Origin of the sequence: Comamonas thiooxydans (genome assembly GCF_002157685.2) — a bacterium.
Lineage (GTDB): Bacteria > Pseudomonadota > Gammaproteobacteria > Burkholderiales > Burkholderiaceae_C > Comamonas > Comamonas testosteroni_H.
On record NZ_AP026738.1, the window covers coordinates 2,677,117 to 2,697,338 of the forward strand.

General features: G+C 61.5%; 20 protein-coding genes and 1 pseudogene. 12 read left to right on the forward strand and 9 right to left on the reverse strand.

Annotation, left to right across the window (positions count from 1 at the left end; genetic code table 11):
* Positions 1–76: 76 nt before the first annotated feature.
* The gene (locus tag CTR2_RS12300) at positions 77–742 is read left to right on the forward strand and encodes an ArsR/SmtB family transcription factor (RefSeq protein ID WP_087084618.1); all 666 of its coding nucleotides are present in this window, start codon (positions 77–79) and stop codon (positions 740–742) included.
* 305 nt (positions 743–1,047) lie between these two features.
* Here the strand turns inward: CTR2_RS12300 and CTR2_RS12305 are convergent, their stop codons facing one another.
* From CTR2_RS12305 to CTR2_RS12320, 4 genes and pseudogenes are all read right to left on the reverse strand, one after another.
* The gene (locus CTR2_RS12305; RefSeq protein ID WP_087083738.1) at positions 1,048–1,719 is read right to left on the reverse strand and encodes an NAD(P)H-binding protein; all 672 of its coding nucleotides are present in this window, start codon (positions 1,717–1,719) and stop codon (positions 1,048–1,050) included.
* A gap of 13 nt (positions 1,720–1,732) precedes the next feature.
* Entirely contained in the window at positions 1,733–2,110 is a 378-nt protein-coding gene (locus CTR2_RS12310; RefSeq protein ID WP_254913422.1) for a helix-turn-helix transcriptional regulator, read from the reverse strand.
* Positions 2,088–2,336, reverse strand: a complete 249-nt coding sequence (locus CTR2_RS12315; protein WP_310224402.1) for an AraC family transcriptional regulator ligand-binding domain-containing protein — start codon at positions 2,334–2,336, stop codon at positions 2,088–2,090. The genes CTR2_RS12310 and CTR2_RS12315 overlap by 23 nt, the downstream gene beginning before the upstream one ends.
* 20 nt (positions 2,337–2,356) lie before the next feature.
* A pseudogene (locus tag CTR2_RS12320) lies at positions 2,357–2,644 on the reverse strand (AraC family transcriptional regulator ligand-binding domain-containing protein); the annotation flags it as partial.
* Positions 2,645–2,805: 161 nt separating this feature from the next.
* Here CTR2_RS12320 and CTR2_RS12325 point away from each other — a divergent pair.
* The 4 genes from CTR2_RS12325 to CTR2_RS12340 are packed head-to-tail and all read left to right on the forward strand — an operon-like array spanning position 2,806 to position 4,862.
* Positions 2,806–3,171 carry a hypothetical protein gene (locus CTR2_RS12325; protein WP_217896238.1) on the forward strand — a complete coding sequence of 122 codons (366 nt, stop codon included), beginning with the start codon at positions 2,806–2,808 and terminating at the stop codon, positions 3,169–3,171.
* On the forward strand, positions 3,168–3,647 hold the full coding sequence (locus CTR2_RS12330) for a MarR family winged helix-turn-helix transcriptional regulator (protein WP_087083736.1): 480 nt from the start codon (positions 3,168–3,170) through the stop codon (positions 3,645–3,647). Before CTR2_RS12325 ends, CTR2_RS12330 begins: the two co-directional genes overlap by 4 nt.
* A gap of 4 nt (positions 3,648–3,651) precedes the next feature.
* Positions 3,652–4,410 carry a class I SAM-dependent methyltransferase gene (locus CTR2_RS12335; protein ID WP_087083735.1) on the forward strand — a complete coding sequence of 253 codons (759 nt, stop codon included), beginning with the start codon at positions 3,652–3,654 and terminating at the stop codon, positions 4,408–4,410.
* The gene (locus CTR2_RS12340) at positions 4,407–4,862 is read left to right on the forward strand and encodes a thioesterase family protein (protein WP_087083733.1); all 456 of its coding nucleotides are present in this window, start codon (positions 4,407–4,409) and stop codon (positions 4,860–4,862) included. The genes CTR2_RS12335 and CTR2_RS12340 overlap by 4 nt, the downstream gene beginning before the upstream one ends.
* 638 nt (positions 4,863–5,500) lie before the next feature.
* Here the strand turns inward: CTR2_RS12340 and CTR2_RS12345 are convergent.
* Entirely contained in the window at positions 5,501–7,711 is a 2,211-nt protein-coding gene (locus CTR2_RS12345) for an AsmA family protein (protein WP_087083731.1), read from the reverse strand.
* A 283-nt stretch (positions 7,712–7,994) separates the two neighbouring features.
* Positions 7,995–8,945, reverse strand: coding sequence for a LysR family transcriptional regulator (locus CTR2_RS12350; RefSeq protein WP_087083729.1), 951 nt, complete (start codon positions 8,943–8,945; stop codon positions 7,995–7,997).
* A 112-nt stretch (positions 8,946–9,057) separates the two neighbouring features.
* Between CTR2_RS12350 and CTR2_RS12355 the strand changes: the two genes are divergently transcribed.
* From CTR2_RS12355 to CTR2_RS12385, 7 genes are all read left to right on the forward strand, one after another.
* Positions 9,058–10,173: an aryl-sulfate sulfotransferase gene (locus CTR2_RS12355; RefSeq protein WP_087083727.1), complete on the forward strand. Its 1,116-nt coding sequence runs from the start codon at positions 9,058–9,060 to the stop codon at positions 10,171–10,173.
* Between the two features lie 29 nt (positions 10,174–10,202).
* Entirely contained in the window at positions 10,203–11,198 is a 996-nt protein-coding gene (locus CTR2_RS12360; protein WP_087084617.1) for a Bug family tripartite tricarboxylate transporter substrate binding protein, read from the forward strand.
* An 85-nt stretch (positions 11,199–11,283) separates the two neighbouring features.
* Positions 11,284–12,201 carry an RluA family pseudouridine synthase gene (locus CTR2_RS12365; protein WP_087083725.1) on the forward strand — a complete coding sequence of 306 codons (918 nt, stop codon included), beginning with the start codon at positions 11,284–11,286 and terminating at the stop codon, positions 12,199–12,201.
* Between the two features lie 84 nt (positions 12,202–12,285).
* The gene (locus CTR2_RS12370) at positions 12,286–12,834 is read left to right on the forward strand and encodes a TetR/AcrR family transcriptional regulator (protein ID WP_034352504.1); all 549 of its coding nucleotides are present in this window, start codon (positions 12,286–12,288) and stop codon (positions 12,832–12,834) included.
* A 5-nt stretch (positions 12,835–12,839) separates the two neighbouring features.
* Positions 12,840–15,020: an efflux MFS transporter permease gene (locus CTR2_RS12375; protein WP_087083723.1), complete on the forward strand. Its 2,181-nt coding sequence runs from the start codon at positions 12,840–12,842 to the stop codon at positions 15,018–15,020.
* 16 nt (positions 15,021–15,036) lie between these two features.
* A complete protein-coding gene (locus CTR2_RS12380; protein WP_087083721.1) occupies positions 15,037–16,260 on the forward strand; it encodes an HlyD family secretion protein in 1,224 nt (407 codons plus the stop codon).
* The gene (locus CTR2_RS12385) at positions 16,257–17,705 is read left to right on the forward strand and encodes an efflux transporter outer membrane subunit (RefSeq protein ID WP_087083718.1); all 1,449 of its coding nucleotides are present in this window, start codon (positions 16,257–16,259) and stop codon (positions 17,703–17,705) included. Before CTR2_RS12380 ends, CTR2_RS12385 begins: the two co-directional genes overlap by 4 nt.
* A 46-nt stretch (positions 17,706–17,751) precedes the next feature.
* Here the strand turns inward: CTR2_RS12385 and CTR2_RS12390 are convergent, their stop codons facing one another.
* From CTR2_RS12390 to CTR2_RS12400, 3 genes are all read right to left on the reverse strand, one after another.
* Positions 17,752–18,465, reverse strand: coding sequence for a ribosomal protein L7/L12 (locus CTR2_RS12390; RefSeq protein WP_087083716.1), 714 nt, complete (start codon positions 18,463–18,465; stop codon positions 17,752–17,754).
* A 37-nt stretch (positions 18,466–18,502) separates the two neighbouring features.
* A complete protein-coding gene (locus CTR2_RS12395; protein WP_087083714.1) occupies positions 18,503–19,267 on the reverse strand; it encodes a YwqG family protein in 765 nt (254 codons plus the stop codon).
* 126 nt (positions 19,268–19,393) lie between these two features.
* Positions 19,394–20,176, reverse strand: coding sequence for a type 1 glutamine amidotransferase (locus CTR2_RS12400; protein WP_087083712.1), 783 nt, complete (start codon positions 20,174–20,176; stop codon positions 19,394–19,396).
* Between the last annotated feature and the right edge of the window lie 46 nt (positions 20,177–20,222).

Genomic DNA, 20,222 nt, shown 5'->3' on the forward strand with positions numbered 1-20,222 from the left:
ATACCTCCTTCAAACATCATTCCATTAATTGTTGAAATGATATGAGAGTGGTATCTTGGCGTCAATGAAGACCACAATGAGCGCGACCCTGTCCCCCCTTGAATCACTGGATGACCTGGCCAATGTCGCCAAGACGCTCGGGCATGCCCATCGGCTGGCGCTGCTGGAAGCGATCTTTAAGCGGGAGAGCTCCGTGGAACAGCTGGCTGAGGACGCCGGGCTCTCCATTACCAATGCATCCCAGCACCTGAAGCAATTGCGACAGGCGGGATTGATTCAGTCGCGGCGCGATGGAAAGCAGGTGCTGTATCGCGTCGGCAGCGGTCCCGTCGCCAACCTGCTTGCGGCGCTACGCGACTATGTTTCCCACCAGCAGGCTGACATGCAGCGCATCATTTCGGACAGCATCCAGCGTCCGGAACAACTGGAGGGCGTTTCCATCGAGCAATTGCTCGAAAAATTGGAGAACGGGGCGCTACTTCTGGATGTCCGGTCTCACCAGGACTATGAGAGTGGACACATCCCGGGTGCGATCAATATTCCGACCGAGGAGCTTGATCAACACCTTGCCCAATTGCCGCGCAACCAGGAAATCCTCGCCTATTGCGGCGGCCGCTATTGCGTGCTCTCGATAGAGGCCGTGGCCTGGCTACGCGCCCAGGGATTCCAGGCGGACCGGGTGTATGACGGCTTTCCCGGGTGGTGGGCTGCCGGGATGCGTGTGGAGACGATAAGACACTAGGGCTGTTGTGCCTTGGCGACCTAATGGCGTCCATTCAGGTCCGCTGTTCCTTGCCGTCATCGACTGCTCGTGGCCTTCGGTGACAGCAGACTCCTCTGGCTGGGCTCGCGTAGCGGGTGTCTGCATCCTGGCATATCTGTGTACTCACACTACCAGCCAAAGCCGCCGTTCACAGTTGTATGAGGAATGGCTGGTTCCAGCATAAGCTGGACATCAGGCGTTGAACTGTGCGTTCGGCCAGAGGCTGGCGGCCACCAACAGACGCAACTACCAGCGCGCCATGTACGGTGCTGCCAAAGTCTCGCTCAGCGCTCGTCGTCCATCCTGGCAAGCACGTTGGAAGCCAGCACGACCACGCCTTCAGCCGCAGGCACGGTCTTGACCAGCGACTGCGCGACCGCCCGCGCACGCACTGGTCGATAGGTTCCGGGTAGGAGCGGCGCGAGCAGCTTCCCGATCGGGATCATGATCAGTTCACCGATGCGCGTCGGCTGCTGCAGGCCATTCCGGTAGTCCAGCAACAGTGAGGGTTGCGCGATCACCAGTGTCGTCAGCCCCATCGCTTTGAGGGCGTCCTCCAACTCACCCTTGACGCGGTTGTAGAACACGGAGGATTTCGCATTCGCCCCCACGGCGCTGACCAGTCCCACGCGACGGGCTCCCGCGGTGAACGCTGCCTTGGCTACCGCCAGATTGGCCTCCAGATCGACCGCACGGAACGCTGCTTCACTGCCGGCCACCTTGATCGTGGTGCCGAGCGCCAGATACACCTCGTCGACCTGCGGCAGCGCGGGCAAGCGGCTGAAATCCACGATGTGAACCTGAAGCCTGGGGTGGCGGACACTCAATGGCCGACGGCTCAGGGCATGCACTTCGGAGACCGTCTGGTCGGCCAGCAGGGCCTGAAGCATCAGGCCGCCCACCAGTCCCGTGGCGCCGGCCAGCAGCACTTTTCGTTGATCGACAAGCGTGGTCAAGGTGTGTTTCTCCTCAGTTCAGACACATGGCATGGCGGGCGCTGTGGGGCGTCTGCCCGGTCCAGTCCTGAAATGCTCGATAGAAGGAATTGGGATCTTTGAAGCCGAGCAGGAAGGCGATCTCCGCGCCGGACATCGTGGTGTTTCCCAGGTAGTGGCGGGCCAGGTTCTCCCGCGTCGAATTGACCAAGGCCCGAAAATTTTCTCCCTCGTCTTCAAGGCGACGCTGTAGCGTACGCTTGCTCAAGCCCAGGCGCCCGGCGGTCCTCTCGATGGTTGCCTCGTTGTCGGGCAGCAGTTCCAGCAGGACGGCACGCACGCGTTCCGCCGTCGTCGTCGCATCGAGTTCGCTGAGCCGGCGGCGCAGATCAGGCTCGAACAGGCGCCACATGCCATCGTTGACCGTGAGAAACGGACGCGAATGTGATGCTCGGATTCGCCCCCTGTTGTACGGGGGCACAGAAGAAACTCTCGTAACGCCGGGCATAGGCAGCAGGCGGAAGTTGCGGAAGCGCCACCCGCAGCGCCTGGACGGACTCGCGGGTCGCGAGTCGGGCCAACCGCAGGAAAAATGCGATCTCGGCCACTTGCAACGAGTACGGCACGTCGGTCTGCACCGGCAGCCAGCGAGGCGCTTTACGGCCTGCATGAAATTGTCGCTACACAGCGCCGTGAATAGGGGCGGATCGAAGGACTCGGCCGAGAGGGTTTCGACGAGGTGCAAGGGAAACATGACATCACCCGCCTCAGCCTCCAAAGCGTTCCAGAAATGGAAACAGTCTTCAGTGGGAAGCCCGCGTCTGCCACGGGAAAGCAAATCGTCGGGAAGCCCGGCCCGACGCAACACATGGCCGGGTTGGACACCCAGGTCCTTCAGCAAGGCCTGCCAGCCGATGTCCACCGAAAAAATTATGTTTTGCGCCATCAGGACTCCATCGTCATTCAACGGGGGCTACCTGCCTCAGTCAAGCCACACACAAAGTATAGAGAAGCCGCGTTCCGTGGTTAGTTCAAAGCGCGCCACATAGGCAGCCAACTGCGCCGCCACAGTAGGCACTGAGCCACCAGGGGACGGACTGGCGCCGCTTGCATCAAGACAAGGTAGTCGATGGCTTTCGCCAAGCCTATCCCGATGCGGAAATCCTGAGGCCCGAGGGCGGCAAGTATCCGCATTCCGAAGTCACGCTGATCACAGGGGTTGAGCCTGGCAGCTACGCCACTTCGCATGAAGCGTTGAGCCTGCTCCTCGACGAGGTGCCGCTCGACCTGCCGGCCAACGCCGCGGACCTCTTCCCCGGTGCCGTCGAGTTCGCCAACACGCAGTTACTCGGTGCGCTCGCCAGCGCAATCCTGATCGATGAAGACACCAAGAAGGCCCATCAGGTTCTGCTTGATTTTCAAATCACTACTCTTGAAATTTACATTAGTGCTAATGTATTATTCAAAAAATGAACTTCAAGAAAAACCCAGGATTAGGCGAGCTCCTGCGTTACGTCGGCGAATTGGTCGAGCAGGGAGCGCAGGAACATTACCGAACAATGAGCCTGAACTACCGGCCTCGCTATACACCCATTCTTCGAGCGCTACAGGCGGGGATGCACACGGTCACGGATATCACCACAAGTACTCATCTGACGCAGGGTGCCATCAGCCAGACTATCGCCCTTCTAGAAAGCGACAACCTCATTACGCGCTATGCGGTCAACGATGGACGTAAGAGTGGCATCCAACTCACGGCTACTGGCAGAAGCCTCGTAGCCAAACTCGAACATCACTGGCTTGCGACCTTCGCCGCGATTGCCACGCTTGAAGAAGAAATAGGCTTTCCACTAAGGGAAGTGTTGGAAAAAACTGCTCAGGCGCTTGAGGAACAAGGGTTCTCCGCTCGCATCGCGACAGCCAAAAGCGACCTGGTCGGGAGGGAATAAGACAATGTCAGATCAAGCTACTTCCATTCGCAACTGGTTTGAGCAAGGTGGTCGAGCCTATGCCCGCTTTCGTCCAGAGTACCCGCCAGAACTGGCTACACATCTTGCCGAGATAGCCCTCGATAATCGACTTGCTGTTGACGTAGGCTGTGGCAATGGACAACTCACGCAGCTTCTTGCTCCACACTTCGAGGCTCTGATCGGACTTGATCCCAGTGCAGACCAGATTGCGAACGCCATTCCCCATGAGCGAATCACCTATCAATGTGCACGAGCGGAACAACTGCCACTGGTTGCTGATTGCGCCAGTCTGATTACAGCGGCCCAGGCCGCCCATTGGTTCAACCTGCCTGTGTTCTATCAGGAAGTCAGACGGATTGCAGCACCTGAATGTGTGCTGGCATTGATTAGCTATGGAGTTCTGAACCTCGAATCAGCACTGAACCAGCGATTTCAAAAATTCTACTGGGACGAAATTGGCCCCTACTGGCCTCCTGAACGAAAATTGGTCGATAGTGGTTATGCGACCATAGACTTTCCCTTTGAGGAGCTGGCCGCCCCAACCTTGGACATCAAAGTCGATTGGCACCTTTCCGAATTTCTGGGATATCTCCTGACTTGGTCAGCAGTTCGCAGCGCAAAAGAAGCAGGACGGGAAAAAGTGCTGCTTGACTTTGCCGACGACATCTCATCGCTATGGGGTGATGCAAACATCACCCGCGCAATTTCGTGGCCAATCAATATGAGGATCGGAAGACTATGACAATCCAGGCAGCACCAAGCATTGCCGTAGGGCTTCGTCATATTGAGCACTTCGTCGTCGACACGCGCCACACCGTCCCTCAGGTCGACACGTCCTGGCTAGGCTTTCAGGAAATGCCGCCAGTGCTGGCAACGGCGATGATGGTGGCCTTTATTGAGCAAACCTGCATTCGAAGCCTGAGCCCCTTTCTGGAGCCTGGGCAGAAAACAGTTGGCATCCACGTGGATATCAGTCATATCGCTCCGACTCCCATTGGCATGACAGTCACCGCCGATGTCGAACTCATCGCAGTCGACGCCAGAACCTTATTGTTCAATGTCTCTTGTCATGACGAGGCTGGCTTGATCGGCAAGGGGACGCACCGGCGTTCGATCATCGACGCTACTCGTTTCATGCAACGACTTCAGGATAAGCAAGCTGCTGCAATGGCCCTCAGAGCAGACGTTCGCTAGAGAGATTTTTAACGTCTGAATCGGGTCGGCAACGCCTATTCAAAAGTCACGAGAGCGGACTTTCAGGAGCCCCTCTGGGGCACTGACGACGACGACCTTAAGCCCGTCGTTGAGCGGTCATCTGCGTCGATGCCCGGATGGCTGGTATGGAGCGGTGACCGTTATGAAGCGTTGCGGCTACGAGCAGCGGCAATCGCTGCAAAGCCGTCCCAAGCCAACGCGGCTTGGTCGACGGCTCTGGGTCAACAAGAGCCTATCGGGGCACGCAGTAGCAGTCCGTCGCGCTGGTACGCGGAAAACCGCGCAATCGAGCGCCCGGTTCCGTGGGGGCGGCCGTTCAGGACAGGCAGCGTTCAAGGGTTGTTGTTGGCGGTTGCTGCCGCTCAGTCCCGAGGCCATGAATGATCAGGATCAGCCTAAAGGATTCGTGCGGAGCTTCGCTGCGGCTGTTTGCTCCGGGCCGGTAGCTTACCTTCCTGAGCTGGCTCGTGTATCGGGCCCTCTGTTTCCTAGTGAATGCATGTGTTCACGCTTGCGGGCTATACACCTATGCCTATCTCGAAGATAAGCGATGGACTGTGAAATACAAATGAGCTCCGGCTCGAAGTCTGGGGTCAGCGGTGTGCTCTTGCCTTCGTTTACTGGCGTACTTGAGTCAGCAACTGCTTGCAGTTCACATCGTCGTCAGCGGCAGGCACGGTCAGCGGTACCAAAGCCAGTGCCGCTGGCGCAAAAACGGCAGCAGCCACCGCAGCGCCGGCACGGGCTGCCAGGGGGCCGGGCTCCAGGCCCACATCGGGCTTGGCAAAGCTGCCACGCACATAAAGTGGCGTGCGCAACGAGAAGAACTTCCACTTCAGCGATTCGGGGACGATGCGCAGATTGAGCTGTTCCTGCGCCAGGTTGATCTCGCCCGTGGCCTCAACAACGGCTTCTGTGGTGGCCAGCTTGGCCATGCGTGGGCGGGCAATACCTTGTTGCACATTGAAGTCAGCCACGGCACAGCGCAGCTGCACTTCCTTGTCGCTGCCAAACAGCTTGGCGATGACGATGGAACCTACGTTCAGCCCCGCGAGGTCCAGCAGTTGCGAGCTGAAAGTGCCGTCGCGTACAAACAGGCGCAGCGAGCCATTGCCCGTGCCCAGCCACTGTGCCAGTGACTCGCCCTGTCCGGTGAGCGCGACTGCGCCATCGAGCCGGCCCAGGCTTTTCTTCATCTTTTCAATTGTGGGAAACAGCGCGGAGAGCTTGAGCGACTGCACCTGTGCGTTGAGTTTGGCAGCAACGGGCTTGGCATGGCTGTCCACGCTGGCATCGATATTCAGCGCGCCTTCCGCGAGGCCGAACTTCAGTGGCGAGAGGGTGAGTCTGCCGTTGTCCAGCAGCGCATGCACGCTGAGGTTTTGAAGGGGTAGAGCTTCGGGCCGCAGGATATGGCTGCTTTCATAGCGCAGGTCGAGATCCATCTTGTCCCAGTTCTCGGTCTGGAACCGGACTTGCGGCAGTACCTTGCCGTTGACGGGTTGGGGCTTGTCGGGGCTGTCGGACGGGGCTGCGCCTATGACAGGTCCCAGATCCACCAGTCGCAGTTGTTTGGAGTGCAGCTGTGCCGTCAGCTTTGGCCGGGGCTGGGCGGAGCGGTATTGGAGGTCACCACTCAAATCACTCTGACCCAGCTTGCCCTGAAACTTTTCGTATTGCCAGACGGCCTTGCCTGGCGCTAGGCTGCCGATCAGACGGCCGCTGGTCTCGAACGGCGGAGTGGCGGGCAGCAGCAGGCCGCTGAGCTCGAACAGGTCGGCCATGCTCTTGCCGCGCACCTGAACTTGAAAGTCCAGTCCATCCAGTGTCTTGGGATTGTCGAGAATACCCTCGGCAAATGCTTGCAGGCTGCCGGCCTTGGCCGAAATGCGCAGCGGAAAGCGCAGCCTGTCCTGGCGCAGATCCAGTACAGGTCCCGCCAGACCCTGGGCCTGAATTTGCGCGCGGGTCTTGCCTTGGTGCAGATAGCCAGCGAGGCCAAAGCGCACGCCATAAGGTTGATCGGCACCGAGCGGTCTGCGCAACGTGTCGATACGGGCGCGCACGGCCATGTTCTTGACGGCGTCGGACCAGCCCAGAACGCCATCGCTGATGCGCAGCTGGCCTATTTCAAAACTCCACTTCGGGCCGCTACTTGCGGGCTTGTCAAATGTCCAGTTGTTCTCGCCCTTGTCGTTGCGGGCCAGCACCATGTCGGGAGCCTGCAACAGCAAGGAGTCGAGTTGAACATGACGCGCCAATAGCGGCCAAAGGCGCAGGCTGGCCGTCGCATTTGCAGCGGTGATCATGGTGCGGGCATTGCGTTCGGGCGGTTGCCGGCCGGCATCGGATATGGCGTCGTCGTCATCTACGTTCGTCTTTTTCTCGTTCGCTACCTGGCCTTGCTCGGGCAGGCGACCGGTGTTGAGCTCCTTGGGGTCCGCAGGCAATACCGGCTGTTTGTCATTGGCTTTTTCAGGTGCCTGTTGAACCAGCCAGCCCTGGGGTTGCGAAAGTGTCAGATCGCTGGCATGTATCACCACTCCCGGCACCCAGTGGCGCCAGCCCGTATCGAGGGGCTGTGGCCAGGTCCATTGCAGCTGCAGGTCGCCGTTGATGGCAAAGTCGCGGCCCGCGGAAGTGCTGACTTTTTCATTGATCCAGGGCCTGAGCTTGTTCCAGTCCATGAAGGCAATCAGCAGTGCTGCCGCCAGAATCAAAGCCAGCAGCAGCGCCATCGCAAGGGCTGACCAGCGCAGCCAATGACGTGTCAGGCGCGAATGTGCAGGAGCGGATTCAGGGGCTGAAGTGCTGGTGGGATCGACCATGGCTGTTGCATCCTTTTTTGCCACATGCTATTGCGCATACGTGAAATGCCTCGTCATCCAATTGCCTGATGCATGTATGCCCGCATGCAATGAGCTCAGACTTCGCGACCGATCCGGGAAACGCTGCTGCAGCTGGAAGAGTGCTGTTGCTGCGAATGCAAACATCTGCAGCAATGACTGCGGTGCTTCATGAAGTGCTGCGAAGTGTTGCTCCATTGTGCAAAGTCATTCCGCTCGGCGTTGAGGTGCCAGCGCCTATCCGGTGCCTGCCGATTCCATGCTGTTAAACGGCAAGATTGCCGATGGACCAGGAAACACCGGTATCAAAGTTTGCCTTCAACTCGTCCGCTGCATGTTCCAGCTCGGTCAGAAACATATCCATTGCGGCCGCCATCGCATAGCCGGTGCGCTGATAAGCGCAGCTGTGCAACAGCGAACCGGCATCGTGCAACGCACGCCAGCTCAGGCGCTCAGCGGCGACGTCTTCCGCCACATTGTCCGGTAGCATGAAGGCCAGTGCCTGGCCGCTTGCCACCAGGCGACGAGCCATGGGGATGCTGCTGGTTTGCACCAGTGGCTGGGTCCGGCTCAGCGCACCGTCGCCCAGGCGCTCCAGCATGCTGCGCAACTCCATGTCGGGAGTCATCATGATCAGCGGATAGGCCAGGCAGTCACGCAGACGCAGCAGCCGCGGTCGCATGCGCAGAGGGTGATCGGGAGCCATCACCACCCCCAGGGGCTGGGCCCAGGAGCGCATTTCCTCGACCCCGGCAGGAGGCGTTCGGCGCAGGCAATAGGCCACATCGATCTCGCCCTGCGCCACATGTCGCAGCAGCTCTTCGCCAATGCCTGCACGCACGCTGAAGGTGATATCGGGATAGCGGTGATGCATTGCCGCAATTACCTGGGGCACGAGGTATTCGGCGGTTGCGTGGGGAACGCCCACGCTGACATGGCCGTGGCGCAAGGCATTCAGGTCTTCGACCTGGGCCAGTGCATTGTCAAAGTCGCGCTGGCTGCGCCTGACTGCTGCCAGCACGATCTCGCCCGCCACCGTCAGTTGCATGCCTCTGGGCAGCCGGTCGAACAGGGGCTGACCCACCTGCGCTTCGAGATTGAGGATTTGCTGGTTGACTGCTGCGGCAGTCAGGTGCAGCGTCGCCGAGGCCTTGCGCACCGAACCCCGGCGCGCCACCTCGTCAAAGCATCGAAAAGCCTGGGAAATTGCTGGCATGTCCTGAGTGTAAATTTTTTTCTGACACCTCTTAAAAAACAAATAGCTATTCCTGACGCTGTCGAACTTCTAGAGTGGCAGCCATCAATCCCTCAAGTCACAGAAAGAACCCATGGCTACCACCGTTGACCAGGTCACCCAACGCCGACGCGGCACAGGTCTCATCGCTCATGACAGCGCGCTCAGCGCTGGCGGCTACACATTGATCGCCCCCCAGACGGCCGACGGGCATGTCTATCTCATAGATATCCGGGGCCAGGTGGCTCATGAGTGGAAGCTGCCCGTGCGTGCCGGTCGCCACGCCGTCATCCTGCCGAACGGCAACCTGGGCTACAACGGCAACCATCGTGATTCGCCAGATCTCTATGCCCCCTGGTCCATGTGGCATGGCGGTGATTTCTACGAGGTCAGGCCAGGCGGGGAGGTGGTCTGGCGCTATGAAGACCCGACACACCACCATGACGCACAGTGGTTGCCCAACGGTCATCTGCTCTATGCAGCCTGTGCCCCTGTTCCCCTGGGCTTTGCCGAACGGGTGCCTGGCGGCACCTCGCTTGGTGCTGACGAGGTGATGTACGGCGATGTGATCCGGGAAGTGGACCGCACAGGTCGATTGGTCTGGGAATGGAAGGCCTGGGAGCATCTGGAGCCTGAGGATTTCCCCATTCACCCTGGCTTTGGCCGCTATCACTGGCCCTTGGTCAACGGCCTTGGGCTTGTGGCCGATGGAACAGTGCTGATGAGCCTGCGCACCACTTCGGGAATCATTGGCGTGGACAAGGCCAGCGGCAGGGTGAAGCTGCATATCCCGCCATCGGTGGTCTCGCACCAGCATGCTCCGGTTCCGCTGGCAAACGGCCATGTCCTGACTTTTGACAACGGCAACTTCCGCCAGGGATCCCATGTGGCTTTCTCGCGTGTGCTGGAAATAGATCCTGTCTCCCATGAGATCGCGTGGAGCTACCAGGACGAGATGGTCAATGCCTTCTACACCGCTTTCATGGGCAGCGCGCAGCGGCTCTGGAACGGCAACACGCACATCACGGAGTCGGCCACCGGGCGCTTGTTTGAGGTGACGCCGCAAGGCGAGGTGGTCTGGGAGTTCATCCTGCCCTGGTTTGGCGAGTATCCCGATGCCGCTGCACGACGCACAGGCCCGGGGCGCTTGAACACGGTGTTCCAGACATGGCGCTACCAGGCAGAGCAACTGCCTTGGCTGTCCCGCTGAGTCATTCCAATCCCAGCAGAAAGATCATCATGCAAATACGACGCAGACAGTTTGCAGCCTGGGCGCTGGGCGCTCCGCTGCTGCAGCAGCTATCACAGCCAAGCCAGGCGGCTTCCCAGTCCTGGCCTGCCCAGGCACTGACGGTGGTGGTTCCCTTCGCGCCCGGAGGCAGTGTGGATGTAGCCGCCAGGCTGGTGATGCCGCGTCTGGCAGAGCGACTGGGCCAGCCCGTGATCATCGAGAACATGGTCGGAGCATCAGGGACCATTGCCACGCAGCGCGTCATCAAAGCCAGGCCCGATGGCTATACCTTGCTCTTCGGTGTGGCCAGCTCGGTGCTGGTCGCGCCCATGATCTCGCCGGCAAAGTTCCGCTACGACGGTCTGCACGAGTTGAAGCCCGTGGCACCCGTGGCCTCTTCGGTCTTTGCGCTTGTCGCCCGCCCGGGGCTTGCTGCAGGCAGTGCGGACGATCTCATTGAACTTGCACGCCAGAAACCTGGGCGACTGACCCTGGGCACCGATGGCATCGGCACCAGCCTGCACCTGACGGGGGAGCTCATTCAGCAAATGTCCGGTATAGACCTGGTACATGTTCCCTACAGGTCTGGTCCGCAGGTGCTGACCGAGCTGGCGGGTGGTCAGATCGACCTTGCCGTGCTGCCTGTTGCGCTGGCTCAACCGTTTGTGCTGGAGGGCAAGGTCAAGGCATTGGGCGTGACATCCCGCCAGCGTGTGGCCACGCTGCCCCAAACGCCAAGTCTTTCTGAGACGTCGGCCCTTCGCAATCTGGAAGTCGAGGCTTGGCAAGGTTTGCTGGCTCCCGCTCATACGGATGCCCGCATCGTCAAGCGTCTGGCCGATGAAATCGCGATCCTGCAAGCGGACCCCGAGATGGCCAGAAAGCTGACGGAAGCAGGCTTCAAGCCCATGCGCATGGGGCATCCTCAGTTCCTGGCCTATCTGGAGCAGGAGAAAAGAGTTCTGGAGAACACCATTCGCAAAGCCAATATCCGAGCGGACTAGTCACCGCGAAGTCGCATCACCGTCTGAGCAGGGCCCATGCGGTCATGAAAGCCAGAAGTCGGGCCAGCCACTAAAATCCCGCGCCATGCATAACTCCCACGATCCCAAGGTTCTGCCCGTGCGCGATGGCGTCAGCCCCAGCTGTGTGGTGTTGCCATCCCAGGGTAGGGGGCTGCTGATCGACTTCTTGTGCGAACGCCTGTCTGCCGTTGGGCGCGCAGACTGGCTGCGCCGCATGGCAGCCGGTCAAGTGGTCAGCGAAACCGGAGAGATGGCTGGCCCGGACGCTGCATTCATGCCGGGGCTGCGCTATTACTACTATCGCGAGCTGGAAGGAGAGCCAGAGATTCCGTTCGCGGCGGAAGTCATCCATCGCGATGCGCATCTGCTTGTCGCCGACAAACCGCATTTTCTGCCTGTGGTGCCTGCCGGCCAGTATCTGCAGAACACGCTGCTGGTCAGGCTCAGGCGCGAGTTCGATCTGCCCGAGCTGTCGCCGATTCATCGCATCGACCGCGACACCGCGGGGCTGGTGGTGTTTTCGGTGCAGCGCGCCACGCGCGGCATCTATCAGGGACTGTTCAGGGACAGGGCCATTCACAAGGTCTATGAGGCCGTGGCGCCTTACCGTGCCGAGCTGAAATTTCCGCGCGAACACGCGAGCCGCATGGAGGAGAGCGGGCATTTCTTTCGCATGCATGAGGTGGATGGCGAACCCAATAGCCGCACCCTGATGGAAATCATCGAGCACAACAGCGCCTGGGCGCGCTACCGGCTCAGTCCGGTTTCGGGCAAGCGCCATCAACTGCGTGTGCATATGGCGGCGCTGGGCCTGCCGCTCAGGGGCGATGCCTTCTATCCCGTGGTCAATGACCCGGAACCGGGCGACTATTCCAGGCCCTTGCAGCTGCTGGCACGCAGTCTGGCCTTCGATGATCCCCTGACCGGACAGCGGCGCGAGTTCATCAGCCGGCGCAGCCTGCAGGCGCTGCCGCGCGATTGAGAGCAGTCTTGCCCGACCCTTGCCAGGGCAGGGGAAACGCTGAGTGCTGCAATTATCGGACAAAATTGTCCGATAATTGGCGCCATGTCCACCACCCGTCCTCCATCCGCCGAACGCCGTGCCCAGTTGCTGGACGCGGCCGATGCCGTGTTTGCCGAGCATGGCGTGACCGCACCCTTGGATCTCATTGTCGAGCGTGCCCAGGTGGGCCGCGCCACGCTGTATCGTCAGTTTCCGGACCGTCGCGCCATCATGCTGGCGCTGCTGGAGCGCTCGGTCGAGAAGACCCGGGCCGCTGCAGCCGCCTGGCACGACGACGACCAGGCCTTTTTCAAGCTGCTGGCTCTGGTGGGCGAGCGCATCGCTGTCTCTGCCACGCTGGTGGACTACTGGCGTACGGTGGACCAGAGCGATGCAGAAGTCATTCATGCGCGCCAGCAGATGTGGCTGGTGTTCGAAGAGCCCATGAAGCGTGCGGTGGCCAAGGGCCTGTGCAAGCAGGCCTTGAATGCCAAGGATCTGTCCCTGGTGTTCGGCATGCTGGGCGGTGCCCTGCGTGGTGAAACTCCTGCACAACGCAAGCAACTGGCGCGTCGCGCCCTGCAAATCATTCTGGACGGAATCAAGGCCTGAGGTTTATGAGTCAAGCTGCAGCACAAGCCACTGGGGTTCAAGCCAATCAAGAAGGCCCGAAACCTCCCAGCAGCCAGGCTACAGCTCCTCCAGCCATTCCGCAAGGGCCCGTCATCCTGCTGCGCCGCCCGCCGGACTGGGCCGAGCATGAGAAGCCGGCGCTGCCCGGCTCGCCGGCCATGCCCCATCACGAGCCCTGGGTCCGCGTCTGCTATGGGCTGATTGCTGTTCTGGTCGGGCTGACCGGTGGCCTGGGCAATGCCTTGTTCACCGCCAATCTGCCCACGATTCAGGGGCAGTTGGGGCTGACCTCGGTCGAGGCGGCCTGGCTGACGGGCGCCTACGTCATGTTCAATATGACGGCCAATCTGCTGGTCTACAAATTCCGCCAACAGTTCGGCATGCGCCTGTTCACCGAGATCGGCCTGGGCTGCTACGCCGCGCTCAGCGTGCTGCATCTGCTGCTGGGCAGCTACGACAGCCTGATCCTGCTGCGCGCGGCCAGCGGCCTGGCAGCGGCGACCTGCTCGTCGCTGAGCACGCTCTACATGCTGCAGTCGGCACCGCGCACCTATGTGCTCAAGATGCTGGTGATCGGCGTGGGCGTAGGCCAGCTGGCCACGCCGCTGGCCTGGATTCTGTCGCCGGGTCTGCTCTATAACAGCGAGTGGCACAACCTCTATCTGTTTGAAGCCGGCCTGGCACTGATGTCCTTTGCCGCCGTGGTGCTGCTCAAGCTGCCATCGGGCTTGTACATCAGGACCTTCGAGAAGCTGGACTTCGTCACTTTCTGCCTGATGGTGCCGGGCCTGGGCCTGTTGATTGCCGTGCTGGTTCAGGGTTACTCACGTTGGTGGTTTGATACGCCGGGGCTGGCCTGGATGCTGGTGGCAGCAATCGCGCTGCTCAGCGTCGCGCTTTACATCGAGCACCATCGCTTCAATCCCATGTTCCACACGCGCTGGTTCGCGCAGATGCCGACGATTCGTTTCGTGATCGGAGCCATCTTGCTGCGCTTTCTCACGGCCGAGCAAAGCTACGGCGTGGTGGGGCTGATGCGCACGCTGGGCATGACATCCGATCAGATGCAGCCGCTATTCATGGTTATTCTGCTTGGAACGCTTATAGGGGTTGCGCTGTCTGCTGTTACTTTCGGTGTACCCAATATGGGCAAGCAGATCGTGGTGGCGATTGCGCTGTTTGCCGTGGCAGCGTTTCTCGATCACCACCGCAGCAGCGTGGACCGTCCTTCGGACTTTTTCTTCAGCCAGTTTCTGCTGGCGGTGGGCTCGGGCGTCTTCATGGGCCCGCTGATGCTGACCGGCATCATCCAGGGGCTGAAATTCGGCGCCAACCACATGCTCACCGCCGTGGTCACGATTTCCATGACGCAGGCCATGGGCGGCTTGCTGGGTTCGGCCTTGCTGAGCACTTACCAGACCTACCGTGAACAGATCTACTCCGTGGCCCTGGTGGCGCAGATAGACCCGACCGACCCCGTGGTGGCCGAGCGGCTCAAGATACAGAACCAGATCTACGGCAAGGTCACGCCCGATCCCTCCATGCGCGTCAATCAGGGAACGCTGCAGCTGTCGCAGATCGTGCGGCGCGAAGCCAATGTGCGTGCCTATAACGATGTGTTTGCGCTGACGGCCGCCATCGCCTTGCTGTATCTGCTCTGGAGCCTGGGAGCCTCGGCGCGCGTGCGCCAGGCTGCGGCCATGGTGCGCGCCATGACACGGCAAAGCGGCAACCAGGTGGCGGCAGCTGCCGGGACCGACGGTACGCCCCAGCGCGCACCTTCGGTGGCTCCGGTTGCAGAGCCTGAGGCAGCGAACGTCCATGAGCCCGACGCATCGCAACGTGTCACGGTGGTGGTGCAGCCCACGGCCACCGATGCCTATGGCGATGTGGAAGAGGGCGCTCGGACCGAGTCCGCCAGTCCGGCACGGACCGTAGTGATCGAAGGCGCGGAAGCCAGGCGCCTAGCTGCCGCGGCGCAGGCGGCCGAGACTCGCGAGCAGGCCGTGCTGGCCAGCCGCGATCCCCTGCAGGACAACGCCCAGGCGCTCGAGCTCGAGGCCGAGCTGGAGCAGGAAATCGACAAGGATGCCCGCAGCAGCCCTGCGGCCGGCGATGGCGGCCGGGATGGCTCCGGCCCCCAGGCAAGGAACTCAGACCGATAACAGCAAGAGATTGAGCATGAGCGACAGTCAACAACCCCATTCCCCCGCCGCCTCTGCGGCGACAGCTGCCCCTTCACCCGCTGCAGCATTGCCTCCCACGCCGAAGAAGATCAAGCCTTCTTTGCGCAGTGTGCTCATCATGCTGGTGGTGGCCCTGGCAGGCATGCTGCTCGTGCTGCGGGCCTGGAATCTGTGGCCCTTCAACAGCTCGGTGGTGACCACGGACAATGCCTATGTGCGCGGCGCCGTCACCGTGCTGGCACCGCAGGTCAATGGCTACGTGACCGAGGTGCTGGTCAAGGATTACGAGCAGGTCAAGGCCGGCCAGCCGCTGGTGCGCATCGATAGCCGCAGCTATGAAGCGGCTGTCGCGCAGGCGCAGGCGCAACTGGCCAATGCCCAGGCGCAGCTGAGCAATTCCGAACAGACCCAGGCCCAGAACCGGGCCACCCTGAGCGCCAGTCGTGCCGGTCTGGCTGCCGTGGAGGCAGAGGCCCAGCGTTCGCAGGCAGAACTCAAGCGTGTGCAGGAGCTGGCCGAGCGAGGCTCCGTGTCTCTGAACGAACGCGACAAGGTGCGCGCCACCTCGCGCCTGGCCGCGACCAATGTGGCCAAGGCCCAGGCAGACATCGCGATCAACCATGAAAAGATCAAGGCCACGACCGTGGGCCGTGACTCTCTCAAGGCCCAGGTGCAGATGGCCGAGGCGCTGCTGCGCCAGGCACAGATCAATCTGGACAACACCGTGGTCCATGCGCCCAGCGACGGACAGGTCAGCGAGGTAGCGGTGCGCAAGGGCCAGTACGTGGCGGCCGGTACGCAGCTCATGTATGTGGTGCCGCCCACTTACTGGGTGGTGGCCAACTACAAGGAAACCCAGACCGCCCGGGTGCAGATCGGCCAGCTCGTGAGCTTCAGCGTGGACGCGCTGGGCGGCTTGCGCCTCAAGGGCCATGTGCTGGAGATTGCACCGGCCACGGGTTCGGAGTTCAGCGTGCTCAAGGCCGATAACGCCACGGGCAATTTCACCAAGGTCGTTCAGCGTCTGCCCATCAAGATTGCCATCGACGAGGGCCAGGCCGATGCAGCGCGCCTGCGCCCCGGCATGTCGGTCATTGTGCGCCTCGATACTGCGCAAAAAGCAGAGCATTCAGCTCAGACGCCTCAAGCGATTGATGTCGATTTGGCTCAAAAATCTCAAGCGCCAGCAGCTTCCGCACCCGAACAGACCAAGCCATGAAGAACGCCTTCCCTACCGTGCGTGCCTTGCCCCTGGCGCTTGCATTCCTGATGGCTGGCTGCAGCGTGCCCAGCCTGACTCGGGCTCCGGACAGCGCTCGGCCTGCGGTGCCGGTCAGCTGGAGCGCGGACCAGGCCGCAGGTGCTGCCAGCGCAGTCCAGGTCGGCTGGTGGCAGGCCTTTAGTGATGTGCAGTTGAGCCGCTGGGTGGAACTGGCGCTGGCGCGCAACAACGATGTCCTCACCGCCCTGGCCCGCGTGGAGGAGGCGCGCGCGAATCTCGATGTGGCCGGTTCTGCCGCGGCGCCACAGCTGTCGCTCAGCGCACCGGGCTCGGCCAACCGTAGCCTGAGCGCGCGAACCGGCCAGATGGTGCATGTGCGTTCGGCCCAGCCCGTGTTGCAAGCGAGCTGGGAGCTGGATCTCTGGGATCGCCTGGGCAGTCTGAGCCGGGCTGCCGATAAACGCCTGCAGGCCAGCCAGGTGGATCGCGACGCGGTACGTCTGACGGTGGCCGCGACCGTGGCGCAGGCCTATATCGCTCTGCGCTCGCTGCAGGCCCAGCTTGCCGTGGCCGAGGACACGGTGAAGTCGCGCGAGGAAGCGGTGCGCCTGCTCACCGATCAGGTGCGTGTGGGCTATATCTCGCAGCTGCAGCAAAGCCAGGCGCTGGCCGAGCTGGAAAGCGTGCGGCAATCGGTGCAGCAGATGTCCCTGGCGCTGCAGCGCCAGCGCATAGCGCTGATGCAGCTGGTGGGCGGCAGCGGTGATGACCAGGCACAGGCCTTGGCCCGCTCCAGCTTGAGCGAGCATGCCGGGCTCGAGTCCATGAGCTTGCCCGCCATGCCTGTACCTGGCTTGCCGTCAGGCTTGCTGGAGCGCCGCCCCGACATTGCGCGCGCCCAGTTGCTGCTGGCGGCCAGCGACAGCAATCTTGCGGCACAGCGCGCGGCCTTTTTGCCCCATGTGAGCCTGAGTGCAAACTTCGGCAGCCTGTTCATCAACGCTCTGGATTACAACCCGGCGCGGGTCTGGTCGCTGGGCGGCAGCATTCTGGCGCCGCTGTTCAACGGCGGTCGCCTGCAGGGGCAGTTCGATGCGGCATCTGCCCAGCGCGATCAGGCCGCCTATGCCTATCGCGGTGTGGTCATCAAGGCCTTTGGCGATGTGGAAACAGCCCTGGTCAGTTCCCAGCAACTGCAGGCCCAGTGGGAGCATGCCAAGGAACGCGAAAAAGTGCTGGGTCGTACCCTGGGCTTTGCCAAGGATCGCTATGAGGCCGGCTATGCTAGCTATCTGGAGGAGCTGGATGCCCAGCGCAATCTGTTTGCCGTACAGCAGGAAGTGCTGCGCCTGCGTCAGAGCCAGCTGGAAAACGCCGTGGCGCTGTACCAGGCGCTAGGCGGTGGCTGGCAGTTGGCCGATACAACTGCCCCGCAACCTTGAATCCGAGCCGAAAGTGTCTGAAAAGTGAGCTTTCTTCGCCTGTCTGCTATAGGCTCCAAGGCATCTTGAAGTAATACCAAAGGCCGACGGCAGCCAGTGCCAGCACCAGCAGCCACAGATACCGGCCTTGCCCTCTGGGGACCTCGCCCGGCGATGGCGCTCCGGGCTGAAAGCTGTTGGGGACGCTGGCCCGCGCCGATTGCCGTTGCAGGATCTGCCAGTCCAGCGCAATGCCGTCCATGGCCGCATCGATATGGTCCTTGGCCTGGGCCAGACCCAGGCCCGTGGCGTCGCGCAGCAGCTTGATGGCCTCGATCTTGTTGCCGCGTGCCATGGCGTCTTCCACCTCGGCCCTGGTCTTTGCGGGCACTGCGTTCGCGCCCGACATCAGCGCCTCTATGGCCTCTGCATGATCCCCGCTCACGGTGACGCTGGTGGTGGTCTTGCCATTGACGGTCGTGGTGGTGGTCTTGATGGAGGAGAAGGAACTGCCGGGCGCGGCGCCGTCCCGATTCAGCTGGTCCAGCAGCAAAGTGGCATCTTTCATGCCCAGTTTTTCCAGCTGCTCGCGCAACTGCTGCATGGCTTGCGTCTGCTCTGTCGCGCCATGCTGGACAAAGTCGGGCTCGTCGCTGGCTTCCAGCATGTCTTTGGCCTCCTTCAGACCCAGCCCGCCTTGCTCGCGCAGCTGTTTGATGGCTTCGATCTTGTGACCGCTTTGCCATTGCTTGAGGATGTCTGCCGGAATCTGTGTGGGCATGAGCGGCTCCTTGTGCTTGGGGAGGTTGAACCCGGCATCAGCCGCAGTCCACCTGCAAATGGCTAAAGTCCCTGGCGCGCAGCCTGGCATCTTCGATAAAGGCCATGAGGCGTGCCCCGTCCTGCCAGCACCAGTGGAATTCCTCGTGTGACTGCAGCGTCAGTAGCGAGCGCCAGTGCGAGCTGCCGGGGTGCTCCTCAGCCTCGGGCGTGGGATCGTAGCCCAGACTGTCCCAGGAGGGGCGGCCCAGCAGATAGTCGCGAGGCAGCTCGCCGCTTTCTTCAAGTCCATGGAGCCAGTCCTGGAGTTCATCGAACTCGACTGGCCAGTCCTTGCGCAGCTCCTCGTGGCGAGGTAGGTCGATGCAGTTCTCAAACTGCAGCGCACGGCTGTCCGTGACCCACTGATGGGGAGCCTGGATCTCATGCATGCCGCTGATGTCCGGCCAGTAGAACGCCTTGAGATAGTCCTGGTCGCGCCAGAAGATGGCGTCGTCCTCGTCAAAGCCGTAGAACAGCGACAGCAGGCCGCTGGCCGGCAGCTCTGCAGGGCGACCGGGTCCGGCGGAGAGTTCGGCAAAGTTGATCTGACCTACAAACAGGTAGTGGCCGTCCGGATGCTCGGGCCAGACAAAGCCCGCAGGCACGATGGGCTGGCCGCCAAAGCGGCTTTGCAAGGGCTCGCCCATGGTGGGGCTCAGGCGAATGGCGACGGCGGGCTGGGCCAGATTCAGGAAGTATTGCTTGTGCGCCTTCAGCAGCGGCGAGGTATCCAGGTGTTTTTCAAGCGTTGTGAAGTCCATGAAGCTTGGGCAGTGAGTTTGCCGGTCATTCTGACCCAGACAGCGGCCGGGCCTTGCCAGAGATCGTCCGCCAGATGCAACAAAACGTCTGCTCCTGGCCAGCCCAGGGGCGGCAAGTGTGCAGTCTCATAGCTGCATGCGAAGGTATTCGCCGGAGCGCAGGCGAAATCGGTTCAGAGTTTCCGAGGGGCCGCTGCAGGCCACCGAAACAGGCCTGTCCAGCTGATCGGTCCATGCCTTGTAGGTACGCAACGCCATGGCATGCAGCTGGCCTATGTGTTGCGGCAGTCGAGCCAGGATCTGGGCCTCGCTCTGAACGGCCGGTCCCCGGGCCTGCAGCAGCTCGTCATGGCCCTCGCCGCACCATTGACGTACGCTGTCTGCGGTCACTTCCAGATGGCCTTGAAACGCCCATTGCCGACCATGGACGAAGCCCTTGTTCAGGCAATGCCGACCGTACATGGTGCGCCTGGCTGCCGTGGGAATGTCGAAGCTGTCGTAGTGCCAGTTGAAGATGGTGGCTTGCGCGGGCAGGCTCATCAGTTGCTGGGCGCAGGCAGTGATGCGGACCTCGCTCCAGCCTATGTTCGGGCAGGGGTTGCGCCAGACGCGTGCGCCCATGGCGCGGGCCAGCATCTGCGCGCCAAAGCAGTGGCCCAGCACGGGGATGTCGTGCAGCAGTGCACTTTGCAGCAGGCCGCGTTCCTCATCGATCCATTGCAGATGCTCGTTGGCGCAATGGTTGCTGCCCAGCACGATGATGCCGCGATAGTCGCGCGCATTGGCCGGTGCCGCGTCTTCGGCACAGGGATCTATCAGCACATGGGCAATGTCTTGCTGGCGCAGATGGTCGAGCAAAATGCCGGGGCCTTGCGATGCTTCGTGCTGGAGGATGGCGACAGGCTTCATGGGAGGCGGGCTTGCAGGACAAGCCGGTTGTTGTGAAGCCTTGAAT